Source organism: Pseudomonas alvandae (genome assembly GCF_019141525.1).
In the GTDB taxonomy this organism is placed as follows: Bacteria; Pseudomonadota; Gammaproteobacteria; order Pseudomonadales; family Pseudomonadaceae; genus Aquipseudomonas; species Aquipseudomonas alvandae.
The window spans coordinates 82671-95948 of the sequence record NZ_CP077080.1 but is presented as its reverse complement, the minus strand read 5'-3'; the positions used below and the strand labels follow the sequence as shown (position 1 = coordinate 95948).

Sequence of the window (13278 nt, the reverse complement as noted above, 5' to 3'; positions counted from 1 at the left end):
GAGCGCTGAAGATCCTTGTGGGGGCGCGCTTGCTCCGGGCGGCGATCCGACGATGGGGCCATCAGCTCCAACACCGACCGCTGATCCAATTTTGAAACATCTGCCGACTACGCTGGTCCATCCCAGCTGCTAGGCTGCTTTGCAGGCCTTCATTTCGACAGAATTCTTGCCCATGCTCGTGCCGTTGCTGTTCGCCTGTGGTCTCGTCCTGGCCGCCACCCCGGCCCTGGCCATGACCATCTACAAATCCACCGATGCCAATGGTGTGGTCTCCTATAGCGACCGCCCCAGCAAGGGTTCGCAGGTGTTCGTGTTCCGTGATCGCATGGTCGAGCGCCTCGAGCGCCAGGTGTTCCTCGACATCCAGAAACAGAAGGGCGCGGACGCGGTGTACGTGCGCAACGACCTGTACGCCCCTGTGGAGATCGAGCTGAGTTTTGCCGGGCTGCGTAACGTGAGCGGGGCGCCGAGCCGGCCGATTCGTCGGGTGCTGCCGGCGCGCAGCAACCTGCGCCTGGCGCTGCTGACGGCGACGCGACCGGGAAGGCCGCTGGCGTATACCCCAAGGTTCGAATACTCCCTGGGCGACCCGGCAGGCGCCGCGCAGGCCTATCAATATCCGTTGCCGTGGCGTGGCGGGCCGTTTCGGCTGAGCCAGGGCGCCAACGGTCAATACAGCCACTACGGTCCGAAGAACCGCTACGCCATGGATATCGCCATGCCCGAAGGCACGCCGATCATCGCGGCGCGGGGTGGCGTGGTGGTCAAGACCGAGAACGAGCAGACCGGGCGTGGCACCGATCCCTCCGGCAACTTCGTGCGCGTGCTGCACGATGACGGGACCATGGGCGTCTATCTGCACCTGCAGAAGGGCTCGGTGAGCGTCAGGGAAGGGCAACGGGTCATGGTGGGCACGCCGTTGGCGCTGTCGGGCAACACCGGCAACAGCTCCGGCCCGCACCTGCACTTCGTGGTGCAGCGCAACACCGGGCTGGGTTTGGTGTCGATTCCCTACCAGTTCAACCAACCGGTGGGCGAGTTGCCCAACTTTGCGTTGGGCAAGCAGTAGCACTGGATATTCGAGGGGCTTTTTGTGGCGAGGGGATTTATCCCCGCTGGGCTGCGAAGCGGCCCCAAAATCTGCCACCTCGGTGTGTCGGGAGGATTGTGCTCGATCTTATTGGGGTCGCTTCGCGACCCAGCGGGGATAAATCCCCTCGCCACAGGAGAGTGTCGCCGGAAAGCAGGTCGACCCTCAATCGAGCATCAACACCTTCGCCAGGATGATCTTCGGCCCTTTCATCTTCTTGATGATGATCCGCAGGCCTTCGACTTCCAGCACTTCTTCCTCTTCCGGCACCCGCTTGAGGGTTTCATAGACCAACCCGGCCAGGGTTTCCGCCTCGATGTGATCCAGGTCGATCCCCAGCAGGCGCTCGACCTTGAACAGCGGCGTATCACCGCGTACCAGCAGCTTGCCCGGCTGGTAGGCCAGTATGCCGCGTTCGGCCTTGCGGTGTTCGTCCTGGATATCGCCCACCAGCACTTCCAGCACGTCTTCCATGGTCAGGTAGCCGATGATGTTGCCATCGGCTTCCTCGACCACGGCGAAGTGCGAGCCGCCCTTGCGGAACTGCTCCAGCAATTGCGACAACGGCATGTGCCGCGACACCCGTTCCAGCGGCCGGGTCAGTTCGGCCAGGTTGAACGACTCGGGAATGTGATCCAGGGCGGCCAGTTCCAGCAGCAGGTCCTTGATGTGCAGCAGGCCGACGAACTCCTGTCGCTCGCTGTCGTACACCGGGTAACGGCTGAACTTGTGGCGGCGGAACATCGCCAGGATTTCCTTGAGCGGCGCGTTGAATTCCAGCGTCACCAGGTCTTCCCGGGAGTTGGCCCAATCCACCACTTCCAACTCGCCCATCTCCACGGCGGAGGCCAGCACCCGCATGCCTTGGTCGCTCGGGTCCTGGCCACGGCTGGAGTGCAGGATCAGCTTCAGTTCCTCGCGGCTGTAGTGGTGTTCATGATGCGGGCCGGGCTCGCCTTGGCCGGCAATACGCAAGATGGCGTTGGCGCTGGCGTTGAGCAGGTAGATCGCCGGGTACATCGCCCAATAGAACAGGTACAGCGGCACGGCGGTCCACAGCGACAGCAGCTCGGGTTTGCGGATGGCCCAGGACTTGGGCGCCAGCTCACCGACCACGATGTGCAGGTACGAAATGATGAAGAACGCGGTGAAGAACGACACGCCCTTGATCACTTCCGGCGACTGGACGCCGACCGCGCCGAGCAGCGGTTCGAGGATGTGGGCGAACGCCGGCTCACCGACCCAGCCCAGGCCCAGGGAAGCCAGGGTGATGCCCAGTTGGCAGGCTGACAGGTAGGCGTCGAGCTGGCTGTGGACGGTGCGCAGGATATGCCCGCGCCAGCCGTTCTGCTCAGCGATGGCCTCGACCCGGGTCGAGCGCAGCTTGACCATGGCGAATTCCGCCGCAACGAAAAAACCGTTGAGCAGGACCAGGATCAGAGCAAAGAGAATCATGCCGAATTCGGCGAAGAGTGTAACGAGGGACAAGCCAGGGGAAGGGTCCATGATGGGGTTTTGCGGGTTCCGTATGTTCGTAGGGTTGGAAATCGGCGCCTGAAAAGGCAGGCACAAGTCAGCCAATGTAGCGGCTGACCGGTCGGTTGCCTAGAGGGGACGGCCGGTCGGCATCACTCGTCGCGGCTTGAACGTCGTCCGTGAACCACTTGGGCCGGGGCGAAATGGCAGGTAAACGTACTGCCGTGGCCGGGCACGCTGCTGATTTCCATGCGTCCGCGATGGCGTAGCAGAACGTGCTTGACGATGGCCAATCCCAAGCCGGTTCCACCGGTGTTGGAGTTGCGGCTGGAGTCGACCCGGTAGAACCGTTCGGTCAAGCGCGGCAAATGCTTGCTGTCGATGCCGATGCCGGAATCGCGCACGCTCAGGTGCGCGCCTTGCTCATCGCCCCACCAGCGAACATGGATCCGCCCTTGCTCCGGCGTGTACTTGACCGCGTTGAACACCAAATTGGAAAACGCGCTGCGCAGTTCCGCCTCGCTGCCCTTGAGTTGCACGGCAGGGTCGGCTTCAAGCGTGATCGCCTGCTGCTTGGGGCCGGACAGCTCCTGCGCATCTTCGGCGATGGTCTGCAGCAGCTCCTCGACGGGCACCGGCTGGTTGTCCGATGGGTAATCGGTGGCTTCCAGCTTGGCCAGCAACAGCAGGTCGTTGAGCAGGGTCTGCATGCGTCCGCTCTGCTGATGCATCTGCTGCAAGGCCCGGCTCCAACGGGGGTTCACCTCCTCGACGTTGTCGAGCAGGGTTTCCAGATAGCCGCAGATCACCGTCAACGGCGTGCGCAGTTCATGGGAAACGTTGGCGATGAAATCCTTGCGCATCTGTTCCAACTGATGGATGCGCGTCACGTCGCGCACCAGCATCAAGTGTTCATTGTTGCCGTAGCGCGTGATGTAGAGCTGGATGCGCAGCCGATCGTTGGTTGGCGAGGGGATTTCCAGGGGCTCGGCGTAATTGTCCTGCTCGAAATATTCCTTGAAGCGCGGGTGGCGCACCAGGTTGGTCACCGGTTGGCCGCTGTCCTGGGGCGTCTTGAGGCCCAGCAGGGTTTCGGCGGCGCGGTTCCACCATTCCAGGTTGCCTTCGCTGTCGAGCATGATCACCGCGTCTTTCAGCGCGGCGGTGGACTCCTGGACGCGGTCGATCACCGCTTGCAGGCGGCCCCGAACGCGCTGGTCGCGCCGTTGCAGGTGATAGATGCTGTCGAACACCTCGCCCCACAGGCCATAGCCGTCGGGCGGGGCTTCGTCGGGTTGGTGCAGGCGCAGCCACTCGTGCAGGCGCAGCAACTGCTTGAGGGTCCAGGCCAGGTAGAGCCCAAGGCCCGCGGCCAGGCTCCAGCCGTAATACCCGGTGATCAGGCCGATCAACAGGCAACCGGTAACCAGCAACAACATGTGGCGAATCAGGGTGCCATGCCAGTTTTGATTCACGGAAAATCCTTGGGAGAAAAGCAGCTCCAAGCTTCAAGCGGCAAGCTGAGGGCTACGCGGCTTTAACTTGCCGCTTGTAGCTGAAAGCTCGCCGCTGCTCTCAAGCCTTTGTCGAAAAACGATAACCGGTGCCGCGCACGGTTTGTACCAGATTCTCGTAGGCATCGCCGAGGGCTTTGCGCAGGCGGCGGATGTGTACGTCCACGGTGCGCTCCTCGACATACACATTGCCGCCCCAGACCTGGTCCAGCAGCTGCCCACGGGTGTAGGCGCGCTCCTGGTGGGTCATGAAAAACTGCAGCAGGCGGTATTCGGTCGGGCCCATCTCGGCAGGCTTGCCGTCGATGGTCACGCGGTGGCTGATCGGGTCGAGCAGCAGGCCGCCGACTTCGATGGGCGCTTCGCCATCGGTCGGCCCGGCGCGACGCAGCACGGCCTTCAGGCGCGCCACCAGTTCTCGTGGGGAAAACGGCTTGGTGATGTAGTCGTCGGCGCCGACTTCCAGACCCTGGATCTTGTTGTCCTCTTCGCCCTTGGCGGTGAGCATGATGATCGGGATATCACCGGTCAGCTCATCGCGCTTGAGGCGCCGCGCCAGCTCGATGCCGGACGTGCCGGGCAGCATCCAGTCCAGCAGGATCAGGTCGGGCTTGCGGTCGACGATGATGGCGTGGGCCTGTTGGGAGTTCTCTGCTTCCATGCAGTCATAGCCGGCCATCTCCAACGCAACGGCGATCATCTCGCGGATGGGCGCCTCGTCGTCGACGATCAGAATGCTCCTGCCAACCATGGGGTAATCCTCTTGTCATTTAACTGTCTTGCGCCGCATTAGATAACGGAATTATTGCAGTCGTGTGACAGAAATTTCTGTGCGAGGCGGCAAAGGGGATCCTGGACTACGCTTTTCAGTCCGAATCCTGACAACTACAAAGGAAGGTTTCCTATGACGCGCATGACTGTTTCTTCGAAAACCCTGCTGATATCTGCTGCCCTGGCCCTGCCTGGATTTGCGATGGCTGCCGATCCTGCGATGGAGAAGGACGGCATGTTCACCGACCACAAGGGCATGACCCTTTACACCTTCGCCAAGGACTCCGCCGGCAAGTCGATGTGCAACGACAAGTGTGCGGCTAATTGGCCACCGTTGATGGCCAAGGCAGGTGCTAAATCCATGGGTGACTGGACCGTGATCAAGCGCGATGACGGCTCGATGCAGTGGGCCTATGAGGGCATGCCGCTGTACACCTTCGTGATGGACAAGAAGGCCGGAGACATGACCGGCGACGGCAAGATGGACGGTGCCTGGAAAGTTGCCAAGCCCGACTGACAGTTTTTCGCCAAAGTAGCGACAGATCATCTGTGGCGAGGGGATTTATCCCCGCTGGGTCGCGAAGCGGCCCCGGATCTGTCGCCTTGGTGTGTCAGGCGAAACTCATTGACTGTTTTGGGGTCGCTACGCAACCCAGCGGGGATAAATCCCCTCGCCACGGGGCCGCGTGGGGACTCAGCGCAACCCGTAATCCAGCACAATCCCCACGAAAATCGCCAAGCCGGCCCAGTGGTTGTGCAGGAACGCCTTGAAGCAGCGCATCCGATCCCGGTCGCGGGTGTACCAGAACTCCCAGGCGAAGCATCCGGCAGCGGCCACCAGCCCCAGGTGGAACCAGCCGCCGAGCTTGAACTGAGCGCCAGCCAACAGCAGGCAAGCCAAGGCCAGGCCCTGCAACGTCAGGATGATCACCCGGTCGGCATCGCCGAACAGGATCGCCGTGGATTTCACGCCAATCTTCAGGTCATCGTCCCGGTCGGTCATCGCGTAGTAGGTGTCATAGCCCACCGTCCACAGCAGGTTGGCGATGTACAGCAACCATGCAGCGGCCGGCAGATGGCCGGTCTCGGCCGTGAATGCCATGGGCATGCCCCAGGAAAACGCCGCGCCCAGTACCACTTGCGGGTAATACGTGTAGCGCTTCATGAACGGGTAACTGAACGCCAGCGCCAGGCCGCCGAGGGACAGCAGGATCGTTGGCGCGTTGGTGCACAGCACCAGCAGGAAACTTACGCTCATCAACACCGCGAAGAACACCAGCGCCTCTTTCGAGCTGATTTTGCCACTGACCAAGGGGCGTTGCTCGGTGCGTTTGACATGACCGTCGACCTTGCGGTCGGCCCAGTCGTTGATCACGCAACCGCCGGCTCGGGTCAGCACCACGCCGAGCACGAAGATCACGATGTTGGCCACGGATGGCGAACCTTCCCCGGCAATCCACAGCGCCCATAACGTCGGCCACAGCAGTAGATAAATACCGATGGGCTTGTCCATGCGCGTCAGTTGCACGAAGTCCCAGGCCCGTGGATTGAGGCGGTTCAAGGATTTGAGCAGTTGCGTGTACATCAGCAATTCTCCGAATAGGCGCGGGCGACCGTCCACAGGCGTGGCAGGAACACCTCCGCCACCAGCACGCTCAATGCGCCGCGATCGAAACGCGAACGACGACCCCACAGCGCGCTGGCACGAACCTGCGGCGGCAACCATTCGCTCGGGTAGTGGCAGACCTCGATCGCCCGGCGCTGGAACGCCTGGTCACAAAACAGCAGCTCGCCCAACGAGCGGCTGCCCAGTTCGTCCATGTGCAAGCCGTCGCCCTGCAACGCGCTGCGCGCTGCCACACTACGGGCGAATACCCAAGGCTCGCCGTGGCCGCGCAAGTACACTTCGCGCACCCAACCCTCGCTGCCCTCGGCCAGGTCCAGCGCGGCACACTCATCGGCGCGCAACGGCTGCCAGCCTTCGAACAGCGGCGTCACGCTGAAGTGATCGTTCGACAGGCCTGTCAGGCGCCGGGTCAGGGAACCTTCGTCAAACAGCCAGTCCATGACACACGCATCCGGGCGGGGCGACAGCAGGTGTTGGGGCAGCCATTGAAGTGTAGGAAATATCGAATTTGTCGGCGGCACAGGGGTCTTGAATGGCAGCAAATGAGGTCGCGAGCTTACCATGCCGGTCGGCGATTTTGGCCGAGCCGAGGGCCGTCGCGCCGATCCTGCTTGCATCTGTCGCGATCGATCAGTACAAAACCGCCCTGAGCCGGAAAATACCGGTCAAGGCCTGACATCTTGAGGAAGTATCGGAATGAAGAAGTGGCAATGTATTGTCTGCGGCCTGATCTATGACGAAGCCCTGGGTTGGCCTGACGATGGCATCGAACCTGGCACCCTTTGGGAAGATGTGCCGGAAGACTGGCTGTGCCCGGACTGCGGCGTCGGCAAAATGGATTTCGAAATGATCGCAATCGGCTGATCATTTCCCCTGTATGGAGAGCAACATGAGCGCACCTGTCGTTATCGTCGGTACGGGCCTGGCCGGTTACAACCTGGCCCGGGAGTTTCGCAAGCTCGACAGCGAAACCCCGTTGCTGCTGATTACCGCGGACGACGGCCGCTCCTACTCCAAGCCGATGCTCTCCACCGGCTTTGGCAAGAACAAGGACGCCGATGGCCTGAGCATGGCCGAACCCGGCGCGATGGCCGAGCAACTGAACGCCGAGGTGCGCACCCACACGCGCATCAGCGGCATCGACCCGGGCCACAAGCGCCTGTGGATCGGCGAAGAGGCGGTGAGCTATCGCGACCTGATCCTGGCCTGGGGCGCTGAAACCGTGCGCGTGCCGGTGCAGGGCGACGGGGCGGACCTGATCTTCCCCATCAATGACCTCGAAGACTACGCGCGCTTTCGTGCCGCCGCCGCGGGCAAGCGCCGGGTGCTGCTGCTCGGCGCCGGCCTGATCGGCTGCGAATTTGCCAACGACCTGATCCTCGGCGGCTACGAAGTCCAATTGGTGGCCCCGTGCGAGCAGGTCATGCCGACGCTGCTGCACCCGGCTGCCGCCGCCGCGGTACAGGCGGGGCTGGAAAGCCTCGGCGCACGTTTCCACCTAGGTCCGGTGCTCAATCGCCTGCAACGGGTAGCCGACGGCTTGGAAGCGCACCTGTCGGACGGCCAAGTGATTGCCTGCGACCTGGTGGTCTCGGCCATCGGCCTGCGCCCGCGCATTGACCTGGCCGCCGCGGCTGGCCTTGTGGTCAATCGCGGCGTGGTAGTCGACCGCCACCTGAAGACTTCCCACGCCAATATCCATGCGCTGGGCGATTGTGCCGAGGTCGATGGCTTGAACCTGCTCTACGTCATGCCGCTGATGAGCTGCGCCCGCGCCCTGGCCCAAACCCTGGCCGGCAACCCGACCGCCGTCAGCTACGGCGCCATGCCGATCACCGTCAAGACGCCGGTGTGCCCACTGGTGGTTTCGCCACCGCCGCGAGGCAGCGAAGGTGTGTGGACCGTCGAAGGGCAGGGCGCCGACATCAAGGCCCTGTGCCGCGATGCCCAAGGCAACCTGCTGGGCTATGCCCTGACCGGCGCCGCGGTGATGGAGAAACTGGCGCTGAACAAGCAGCTTCCAGCGCTGCTGGCGTAAATGCCGGTCGTTCTGTCGTAAATACCCTGCTTTTGAGGCCACAAACGCCCGCCGGCCACTGGCGCCGGTTGCGGCCCCGTGCCATCCTCACTCCCGTCTGCCGCAGAGTAGAGCCTGCGGCGCCTTAGGGGTTGTTCCGAAGAGAACAGCACGGACATAACAACAAAAAAACCGTCAAAGGGGCTTCATTCATGCGTAAACCAGAACTCGCCGCCGCCATCGCGGAAAAAGCGGACCTCACCAAAGAACAAGCCAACCGCGTCCTCAACGCCGTCCTCGAAGAAATCACCGGCGCCCTGCACCGCAAGGACAGCGTCACCCTGGTCGGCTTCGGCACCTTCCTGCAACGCCACCGCGGCGCCCGCACCGGGAAGAACCCACAAACCGGCGAGCCGGTGAAGATCAAGGCCAGCAACACCGTTGCATTCAAACCGGGCAAATCCTTGAAGGACAGCGTCAACCCGTAATTGCAGCGAGTACCTCGGTCGAGGGAAGGAAGCGGCAACAAAAAAGGCATACCGAGGGTGATCGGCATGCCTTTTTTTGTGGCTGTTAGATAGCAACCATCTGTTAATCCACCACAGTGGGTTGCGGTGTGGCGGCTAGCGGGGATCGACGTTATCCAGCGCCCGATTCGCCAGCAACGAACCCAGCTCGATCAATTGCTGGATCCCGAGGAGGACGTGGCGGTTGGAGCCCTCCATATCGAAAGCCAGTTCATTGACCATCGCATCGGCTGAGGCCAGGGTTTCGCTGAGGTTGGCCAGCAGGCATTCGTTGTCGAGGTCTTTCACGACGGTGAATAGCTGGCCGGGCTTGATGGTTTCTTTAGGTCTTGTTGGTTTGGGCTTTAGATAAAAGTCCAATGCGCGGGTAGCGGCTTCTTCGAGTTGCTTGGCGTTCAGGCCGTCCAGATAAGGAGAGTTGGGGTCTGCTTCTGGAGGGTTTGGCGTTATTTTGAACATTTACTAAGTCCTTAAGTGAAGCTGTAACCCTCTAGCTACTAAACAGAAGGGTGGCAGCTGTACGCAGGTTAGTAGACCGGGGACTTAGCAAGCCGGCGCGCCCGAAGGCGCCCTGCGCACAACCGCCATCAAATACAGGCATGAAAACGCCTGATTGATAGGAGCCATACACCTTGCTAAATACACCGAGCTACTAAACCCGACCACTGATGGGCAGTGGCAGGCAAACGATAGAGCCCGGGGGCAAGGCGCACAAGCCGGCGGATTCTGGCGTAGTTGTAGGCAAAGGCGCAAGGATGTGTGGCTTGGTGGAAAGCTAAGGGACAGCGAATAAACACCCCCCCGAACTCACCCAAAAACCCGTGGCGAGGGAGCTTGCTCCCGCTCGGTTGCGCAGCAACCGCAATCGGTTGATGCGATATTTCTGTAGGAAAACTTGCCTTTCAGGGGCCGCCGCCGAGCTCGTCCGCCATTCGACTACGGCATGCTCATCAGCGTCATTCTCAGCCGCTTGATCAGTTTCGGGGTCTTGAGGCAATCGGCCGGGCGTTTGTCGCCCAGGGCGGGCACGGACCGTTCCAGCCACTGTAGCGCTCTCTCGCGTCCCATTTTCCCGCAGAGCACGACGGCCATGTCCAGGTTGTCATCCATGGCCTTGGCCAGTTCCCGGGCGTCATCGTTGAGGTAATCCTCTTCGTACACTTGCACGAAATTCTGCCAATCGGCATCACCGACGTATTCGTCTTCCAAGCCCATTCTAAAAACCTTCGAAAGAGATCAAGTTGCTGCCGGTCGGGTTTCGGGCCGACGGCGCCAGGATCCCATCATAGCCGTTGGCCTTGGCCCAGGCGCCGATCTGATGGGTCTGGGTGTATTTGTTGCCGGTGATGCTTTTGAGGGATACACCCAGTTGCTTGCGCACATCGGCCCGGGTCAGGTCCAGGACGTTATTGAGTTGCACTTTTTTGCGCACTAGCACCCGCGTGGACAGGTCGACGCCCCCGTGGGCGGGAAAAGAGCATTGCCAATGCCCTCGCATATATTGCTCAACCCCTTGTCAGCCCCGGTCTTGCTCATGGCGAGGCCGACCACGGCGCCCACCACCGCGCCGAGCAGGAAGCAACCCAAGCCGCCGGTTGCAACAGTAATACCCGTGGCCGCCACCACGGCAGTCGTCGCCACCGCGGTGATCGCTATGTTCGCGGCCACTTCCAGGACGCCGCCGAGGATATCGGCCATCATCGAGGTGTGGTTCAGCGCGTCGCCTAGCCGGGCGGCCCAGAGTGCATCAGACATGCAATGTGCTCATCAAGCCGGGACGTCGAATACCAGCGAGCCCTTGATCGTCGCCCAATGCGCCGCTTCGGCATCGCCCAGTTTCTCGGCTTTGACGTAACTCAGGGCAAGCATCTTGCGCGTGCCCGGCAATACCAGCGCCAGTTGATACTGGAAGACTTTTTCGTTGCCCTTGTTGAACTGGCTGCGCAATTCAATGGCTTCGACTTCCTGGTTGGCGCCCACGCGCAGGGTGGCGCCCGGTTGGCAGCGCAAGTCCTGGACTTGTTTTTCCAGGCGCTTGAGCTGGTCGTCGAGGTTGCTTTGCAGGGTTTCGCCCTCGGCCAGCAGGCTGCGGCTGACGATCAGGGAGGTGCCCAGCTCGGGAAACTTGAGGATGTTGATCGAGGCGTCGAGCAACTCGCTGGGCGGCAGTTGAAGTTGGAATTCGTTGAGGCGGTAAGTCATGGCGCATAAATCTCGAAATTAGCCCTTGGGGAACGCGGCGCTGATGTTGGCGTCGATACTGCCCTTGACGCCTTGGCCGTCCGGCGTGGCACCGGGGCCGCCGCCATTGTTCAGGTGCAGCACGCCGCCGGTGTTGAACTCGGCGTCGCCGCTGGCATAGAAGCTGATCTGCACGCCGGTCAGGTTGATCTGGCCGCTGGCGTTGAGCTCCAGAATGCTTTCACCGCACACCAGGCGCAGGTTCTCGCCCACTTCGATGACGTAGCTCTGGCTGATGCTGTCAGTCTTGCGCTGGCCCACCGAGAGGATGTCCTCCTGCTTGACGATGCGCAGGCGGTTGTTGCCGATGGTCACGGTTTCGTTGTGGCCGATGCTCTTGTTGCGGTCGTGGCCCACCGAATGGCTCTCGTCCACCTCGACCACGATGTCCTGGTTGCGCTCGGCATGGATGTACAGTTGCTCGGCGCCTTTTTTGTCTTCCATGCGGATTTCGTTGAAGTTCGCCGGCGTGCCGCCCTTGCTTGAACGGCTTTTCATGCCGCTCTGGGTGGCGTTCTCGGGCAAATCGTAGGGCACGGTCTGCTCGGCGTTGTACACGCGACCGGTGATGATCGGCCTATCGGGATCACCTTCAAGGAAGCTGACAATCACTTCCTGGCCGATGCGCGGAATCTGCATCGAGCCCCAGTTCTTGCCGGCCCAGGATTGCGACACACGAATCCAGCAAGAGCTGTTCTCGTTGGATTGGTCGTGACGGTCCCAATAGAAATGCACCTTCACCCGGCCGAACTGATCGGTCCAGATTTCCTCGCCCTTGGGCCCGACCACCATTGCGGTTTGCGGGCCCTTGACGATGGGGCGGTGGGTGATCGCCATCGGGCGAAAGCTCTGCTGGGCGTCGATGCAGGTCAGGCTGCTTTCGAATTGCGCCGAAGGCGCGCCGACGCCGCTTTCACCGCTTTCCTGGGAGAGGTAATAACGCGCGCCGACAATCAGGTATTCGCGGTTCTGGTCCTGGCGCGTGAAGCCAGTGAGGCTGAACAGATGCCCCGAGCCCAGGCCCCGGGCGTTGCCTGCCAACTCGACTTGTTCATGCAGGGTCTGCAAGGCTTCGATGCGGGTGCGGGCGTAGTGTTCGCCGTCTTCGCTCTGCACGTAGGTGCCCGGGTAGTCGAACAGCGGATAGTCGCCAGCGGCGTGCGGCCGGGGCATGGCCGAGCGCACGTCGATGCGTGCGCTGGGGCGCTGGAAATCATAGTCGTTAAGTTCCAGCGAACCCGGCTGGACTTCCTGCGCCAGGTGCCAGTCGTGGATGTGGTCGCGTTCGCGCTGCTGCTCGTTCTTCGGGTAATAAGGCACCGATCCGTAGCCGGGCGCGGCGGTGTGGGCGCCGTAGGCGTCGGCCAGCACCAGCACGTGGCGGCCCTGCTCATGGCGGAAGAAGTAATAGATGCCTTCCTGTTCCATCAGACGGCTGACGAAGTCGAAGCTGGTCTCGCGGTACTGGACGCAGTATTCCCACTCGCGATAGGGCCGGCTGAGGGCGTCTTCGAAATCGGAAAAACCCAGGTCGCGGAACACTTGCTTGATGATCTGCGGGATGGTCAGGTTCTGGAAAATCCGGCAGTCCGAGGTGCGCGTCAGCAGCCACAGCCACGGGCGCAAGGTGGCTTGATAACTGGCGAACTGGCCCTGGTCGACGTTCTGGCTGAAGCGCGCGACGATGCCGTGGAAATGCCGCTCGCCACCGCCATCGAGTTGCAGGCTCACGCACATCGGCTTGCCGAGTACCTGGTTGAGGTCGATGGCGTTGTCCAGCGAATGCAGCTGCAACTCATAGTTGAACAGCCGCCCCAGCTCTTCGCCGCCGCCCATATCCTTGAGCAACAGCACCTCGGGACCCAGGGGGCTGGTGATCTTGGCCAGGCGGGAGGCTTGATTCAATAGCATGGGTCGTCCTTATCGCTGCCGCAGTCCTTTGGATGCTGCGCAAGATTGCCGGCTTTCGAGGCTGAAGATCAAGCGATCGCGCCCTTCGACAGCCCGTGCACAGG

At 61.8% G+C, this 13278-nt stretch carries 15 protein-coding genes and 1 pseudogene; 5 read left to right on the top strand and 11 right to left on the bottom strand.

Annotation, left to right across the window (positions count from 1 at the left end):
* The first annotated feature begins 172 nt into the window (after positions 1-172).
* Positions 173-1069 (top strand): peptidoglycan DD-metalloendopeptidase family protein, encoded by an 897-nt coding sequence (locus KSS97_RS00450; RefSeq protein ID WP_030139135.1) that lies wholly within the window; start codon positions 173-175, stop codon positions 1067-1069.
* A gap of 186 nt (positions 1070-1255) precedes the next feature.
* On the opposite strand, the gene KSS97_RS00445 is transcribed toward KSS97_RS00450, so the two are convergent.
* The 3 genes from KSS97_RS00445 to phoB all read right to left on the bottom strand — a co-directional run bounded on the left by KSS97_RS00445 (position 1256) and on the right by phoB (position 4831).
* Positions 1256-2596 carry a hemolysin family protein gene (locus tag KSS97_RS00445; RefSeq protein WP_030138217.1) on the bottom strand — a complete coding sequence of 447 codons (1341 nt, stop codon included), beginning with the start codon at positions 2594-2596 and terminating at the stop codon, positions 1256-1258.
* Positions 2597-2718: 122 nt separating this feature from the next.
* On the bottom strand, positions 2719-4005 hold the full coding sequence (gene phoR, locus KSS97_RS00440; protein ID WP_264081995.1) for a phosphate regulon sensor histidine kinase PhoR: 1287 nt from the start codon (positions 4003-4005) through the stop codon (positions 2719-2721).
* A gap of 136 nt (positions 4006-4141) precedes the next feature.
* Positions 4142-4831: a phosphate regulon transcriptional regulator PhoB gene (phoB, locus tag KSS97_RS00435; RefSeq protein WP_003177195.1), complete on the bottom strand. Its 690-nt coding sequence runs from the start codon at positions 4829-4831 to the stop codon at positions 4142-4144.
* 153 nt (positions 4832-4984) lie between these two features.
* Between phoB and KSS97_RS00430 the strand changes: the two genes are divergently transcribed.
* A complete protein-coding gene (locus tag KSS97_RS00430) occupies positions 4985-5368 on the top strand; it encodes a COG4315 family predicted lipoprotein (RefSeq protein ID WP_198796187.1) in 384 nt (127 codons plus the stop codon).
* A gap of 177 nt (positions 5369-5545) precedes the next feature.
* Here KSS97_RS00430 and ubiA read toward each other — a convergent pair whose 3' ends face one another.
* Positions 5546-6436, bottom strand: coding sequence for a 4-hydroxybenzoate octaprenyltransferase (gene ubiA / locus KSS97_RS00425; protein WP_217860651.1), 891 nt, complete (start codon positions 6434-6436; stop codon positions 5546-5548).
* On the bottom strand, positions 6436-6999 hold the full coding sequence (locus KSS97_RS00420) for a chorismate--pyruvate lyase family protein (protein WP_217860650.1): 564 nt from the start codon (positions 6997-6999) through the stop codon (positions 6436-6438). Before KSS97_RS00420 ends, ubiA begins: the two co-directional genes overlap by 1 nt.
* A 175-nt stretch (positions 7000-7174) precedes the next feature.
* On the opposite strand from KSS97_RS00420, the gene KSS97_RS00415 reads away from it, so the two are divergent.
* From KSS97_RS00415 to KSS97_RS00405, 3 genes are all read left to right on the top strand, one after another.
* Positions 7175-7342, top strand: coding sequence for a rubredoxin (locus tag KSS97_RS00415; RefSeq protein ID WP_217860648.1), 168 nt, complete (start codon positions 7175-7177; stop codon positions 7340-7342).
* 25 nt (positions 7343-7367) lie between these two features.
* Positions 7368-8516 (top strand): NAD(P)/FAD-dependent oxidoreductase, encoded by a 1149-nt coding sequence (locus tag KSS97_RS00410; protein WP_217860647.1) that lies wholly within the window; start codon positions 7368-7370, stop codon positions 8514-8516.
* Positions 8517-8707: 191 nt separating this feature from the next.
* Positions 8708-8983, top strand: a complete 276-nt coding sequence (locus KSS97_RS00405; RefSeq protein ID WP_003213368.1) for an HU family DNA-binding protein — start codon at positions 8708-8710, stop codon at positions 8981-8983.
* A 135-nt stretch (positions 8984-9118) separates the two neighbouring features.
* Here the strand turns inward: KSS97_RS00405 and KSS97_RS00400 are convergent, their stop codons facing one another.
* From KSS97_RS00400 to KSS97_RS00375, 6 genes and pseudogenes are all read right to left on the bottom strand, one after another.
* On the bottom strand, positions 9119-9481 hold the full coding sequence (locus KSS97_RS00400) for a DUF6124 family protein (protein WP_198796190.1): 363 nt from the start codon (positions 9479-9481) through the stop codon (positions 9119-9121).
* A gap of 477 nt (positions 9482-9958) precedes the next feature.
* Positions 9959-10237: an antitoxin Xre/MbcA/ParS toxin-binding domain-containing protein gene (locus KSS97_RS00395; RefSeq protein WP_217860645.1), complete on the bottom strand. Its 279-nt coding sequence runs from the start codon at positions 10235-10237 to the stop codon at positions 9959-9961.
* Position 10238: 1 nt separating this feature from the next.
* Positions 10239-10454 carry an RES family NAD+ phosphorylase gene (locus KSS97_RS00390; RefSeq protein WP_264081986.1) on the bottom strand — a complete coding sequence of 72 codons (216 nt, stop codon included), beginning with the start codon at positions 10452-10454 and terminating at the stop codon, positions 10239-10241.
* Positions 10455-10483: 29 nt separating this feature from the next.
* A pseudogene (locus KSS97_RS00385) lies at positions 10484-10777 on the bottom strand (hypothetical protein); the annotation flags it as partial.
* A 12-nt stretch (positions 10778-10789) separates the two neighbouring features.
* Positions 10790-11224, bottom strand: a complete 435-nt coding sequence (locus tag KSS97_RS00380; protein ID WP_030138226.1) for a DcrB-related protein — start codon at positions 11222-11224, stop codon at positions 10790-10792.
* Between the two features lie 18 nt (positions 11225-11242).
* A complete protein-coding gene (locus KSS97_RS00375; protein WP_030138227.1) occupies positions 11243-13174 on the bottom strand; it encodes a type VI secretion system Vgr family protein in 1932 nt (643 codons plus the stop codon).
* Positions 13175-13278 lie beyond the last annotated feature (104 nt).

Excerpts from the sequence above, each read along its gene's own strand:
- KSS97_RS00450 (WP_030139135.1), top strand. The coding sequence starts at position 173 with ATGCTCGTGCCGTTGCTGTTCGCCTGTGGTCTCGTCCTGGCCGCCACC.
- KSS97_RS00445 (WP_030138217.1), bottom strand. The coding sequence starts at position 2,596 with ATGGACCCTTCCCCTGGCTTGTCCCTCGTTACACTCTTCGCCGAATTC.
- phoR (WP_264081995.1), bottom strand. The coding sequence starts at position 4,005 with ATGTTGTTGCTGGTTACCGGTTGCCTGTTGATCGGCCTGATCACCGGG.
- phoB (WP_003177195.1), bottom strand. The coding sequence starts at position 4,831 with ATGGTTGGCAGGAGCATTCTGATCGTCGACGACGAGGCGCCCATCCGC.
- KSS97_RS00430 (WP_198796187.1), top strand. The coding sequence starts at position 4,985 with ATGACGCGCATGACTGTTTCTTCGAAAACCCTGCTGATATCTGCTGCC.
- ubiA (WP_217860651.1), bottom strand. The coding sequence starts at position 6,436 with ATGTACACGCAACTGCTCAAATCCTTGAACCGCCTCAATCCACGGGCC.
- KSS97_RS00415 (WP_217860648.1), top strand. The coding sequence starts at position 7,175 with ATGAAGAAGTGGCAATGTATTGTCTGCGGCCTGATCTATGACGAAGCC.
- KSS97_RS00410 (WP_217860647.1), top strand. The coding sequence starts at position 7,368 with ATGAGCGCACCTGTCGTTATCGTCGGTACGGGCCTGGCCGGTTACAAC.
- KSS97_RS00405 (WP_003213368.1), top strand. The coding sequence starts at position 8,708 with ATGCGTAAACCAGAACTCGCCGCCGCCATCGCGGAAAAAGCGGACCTC.
- KSS97_RS00400 (WP_198796190.1), bottom strand. The coding sequence starts at position 9,481 with ATGTTCAAAATAACGCCAAACCCTCCAGAAGCAGACCCCAACTCTCCT.
- KSS97_RS00395 (WP_217860645.1), bottom strand. The coding sequence starts at position 10,237 with ATGGGCTTGGAAGACGAATACGTCGGTGATGCCGATTGGCAGAATTTC.
- KSS97_RS00380 (WP_030138226.1), bottom strand. The coding sequence starts at position 11,224 with ATGACTTACCGCCTCAACGAATTCCAACTTCAACTGCCGCCCAGCGAG.
- KSS97_RS00375 (WP_030138227.1), bottom strand. The coding sequence starts at position 13,174 with ATGCTATTGAATCAAGCCTCCCGCCTGGCCAAGATCACCAGCCCCCTG.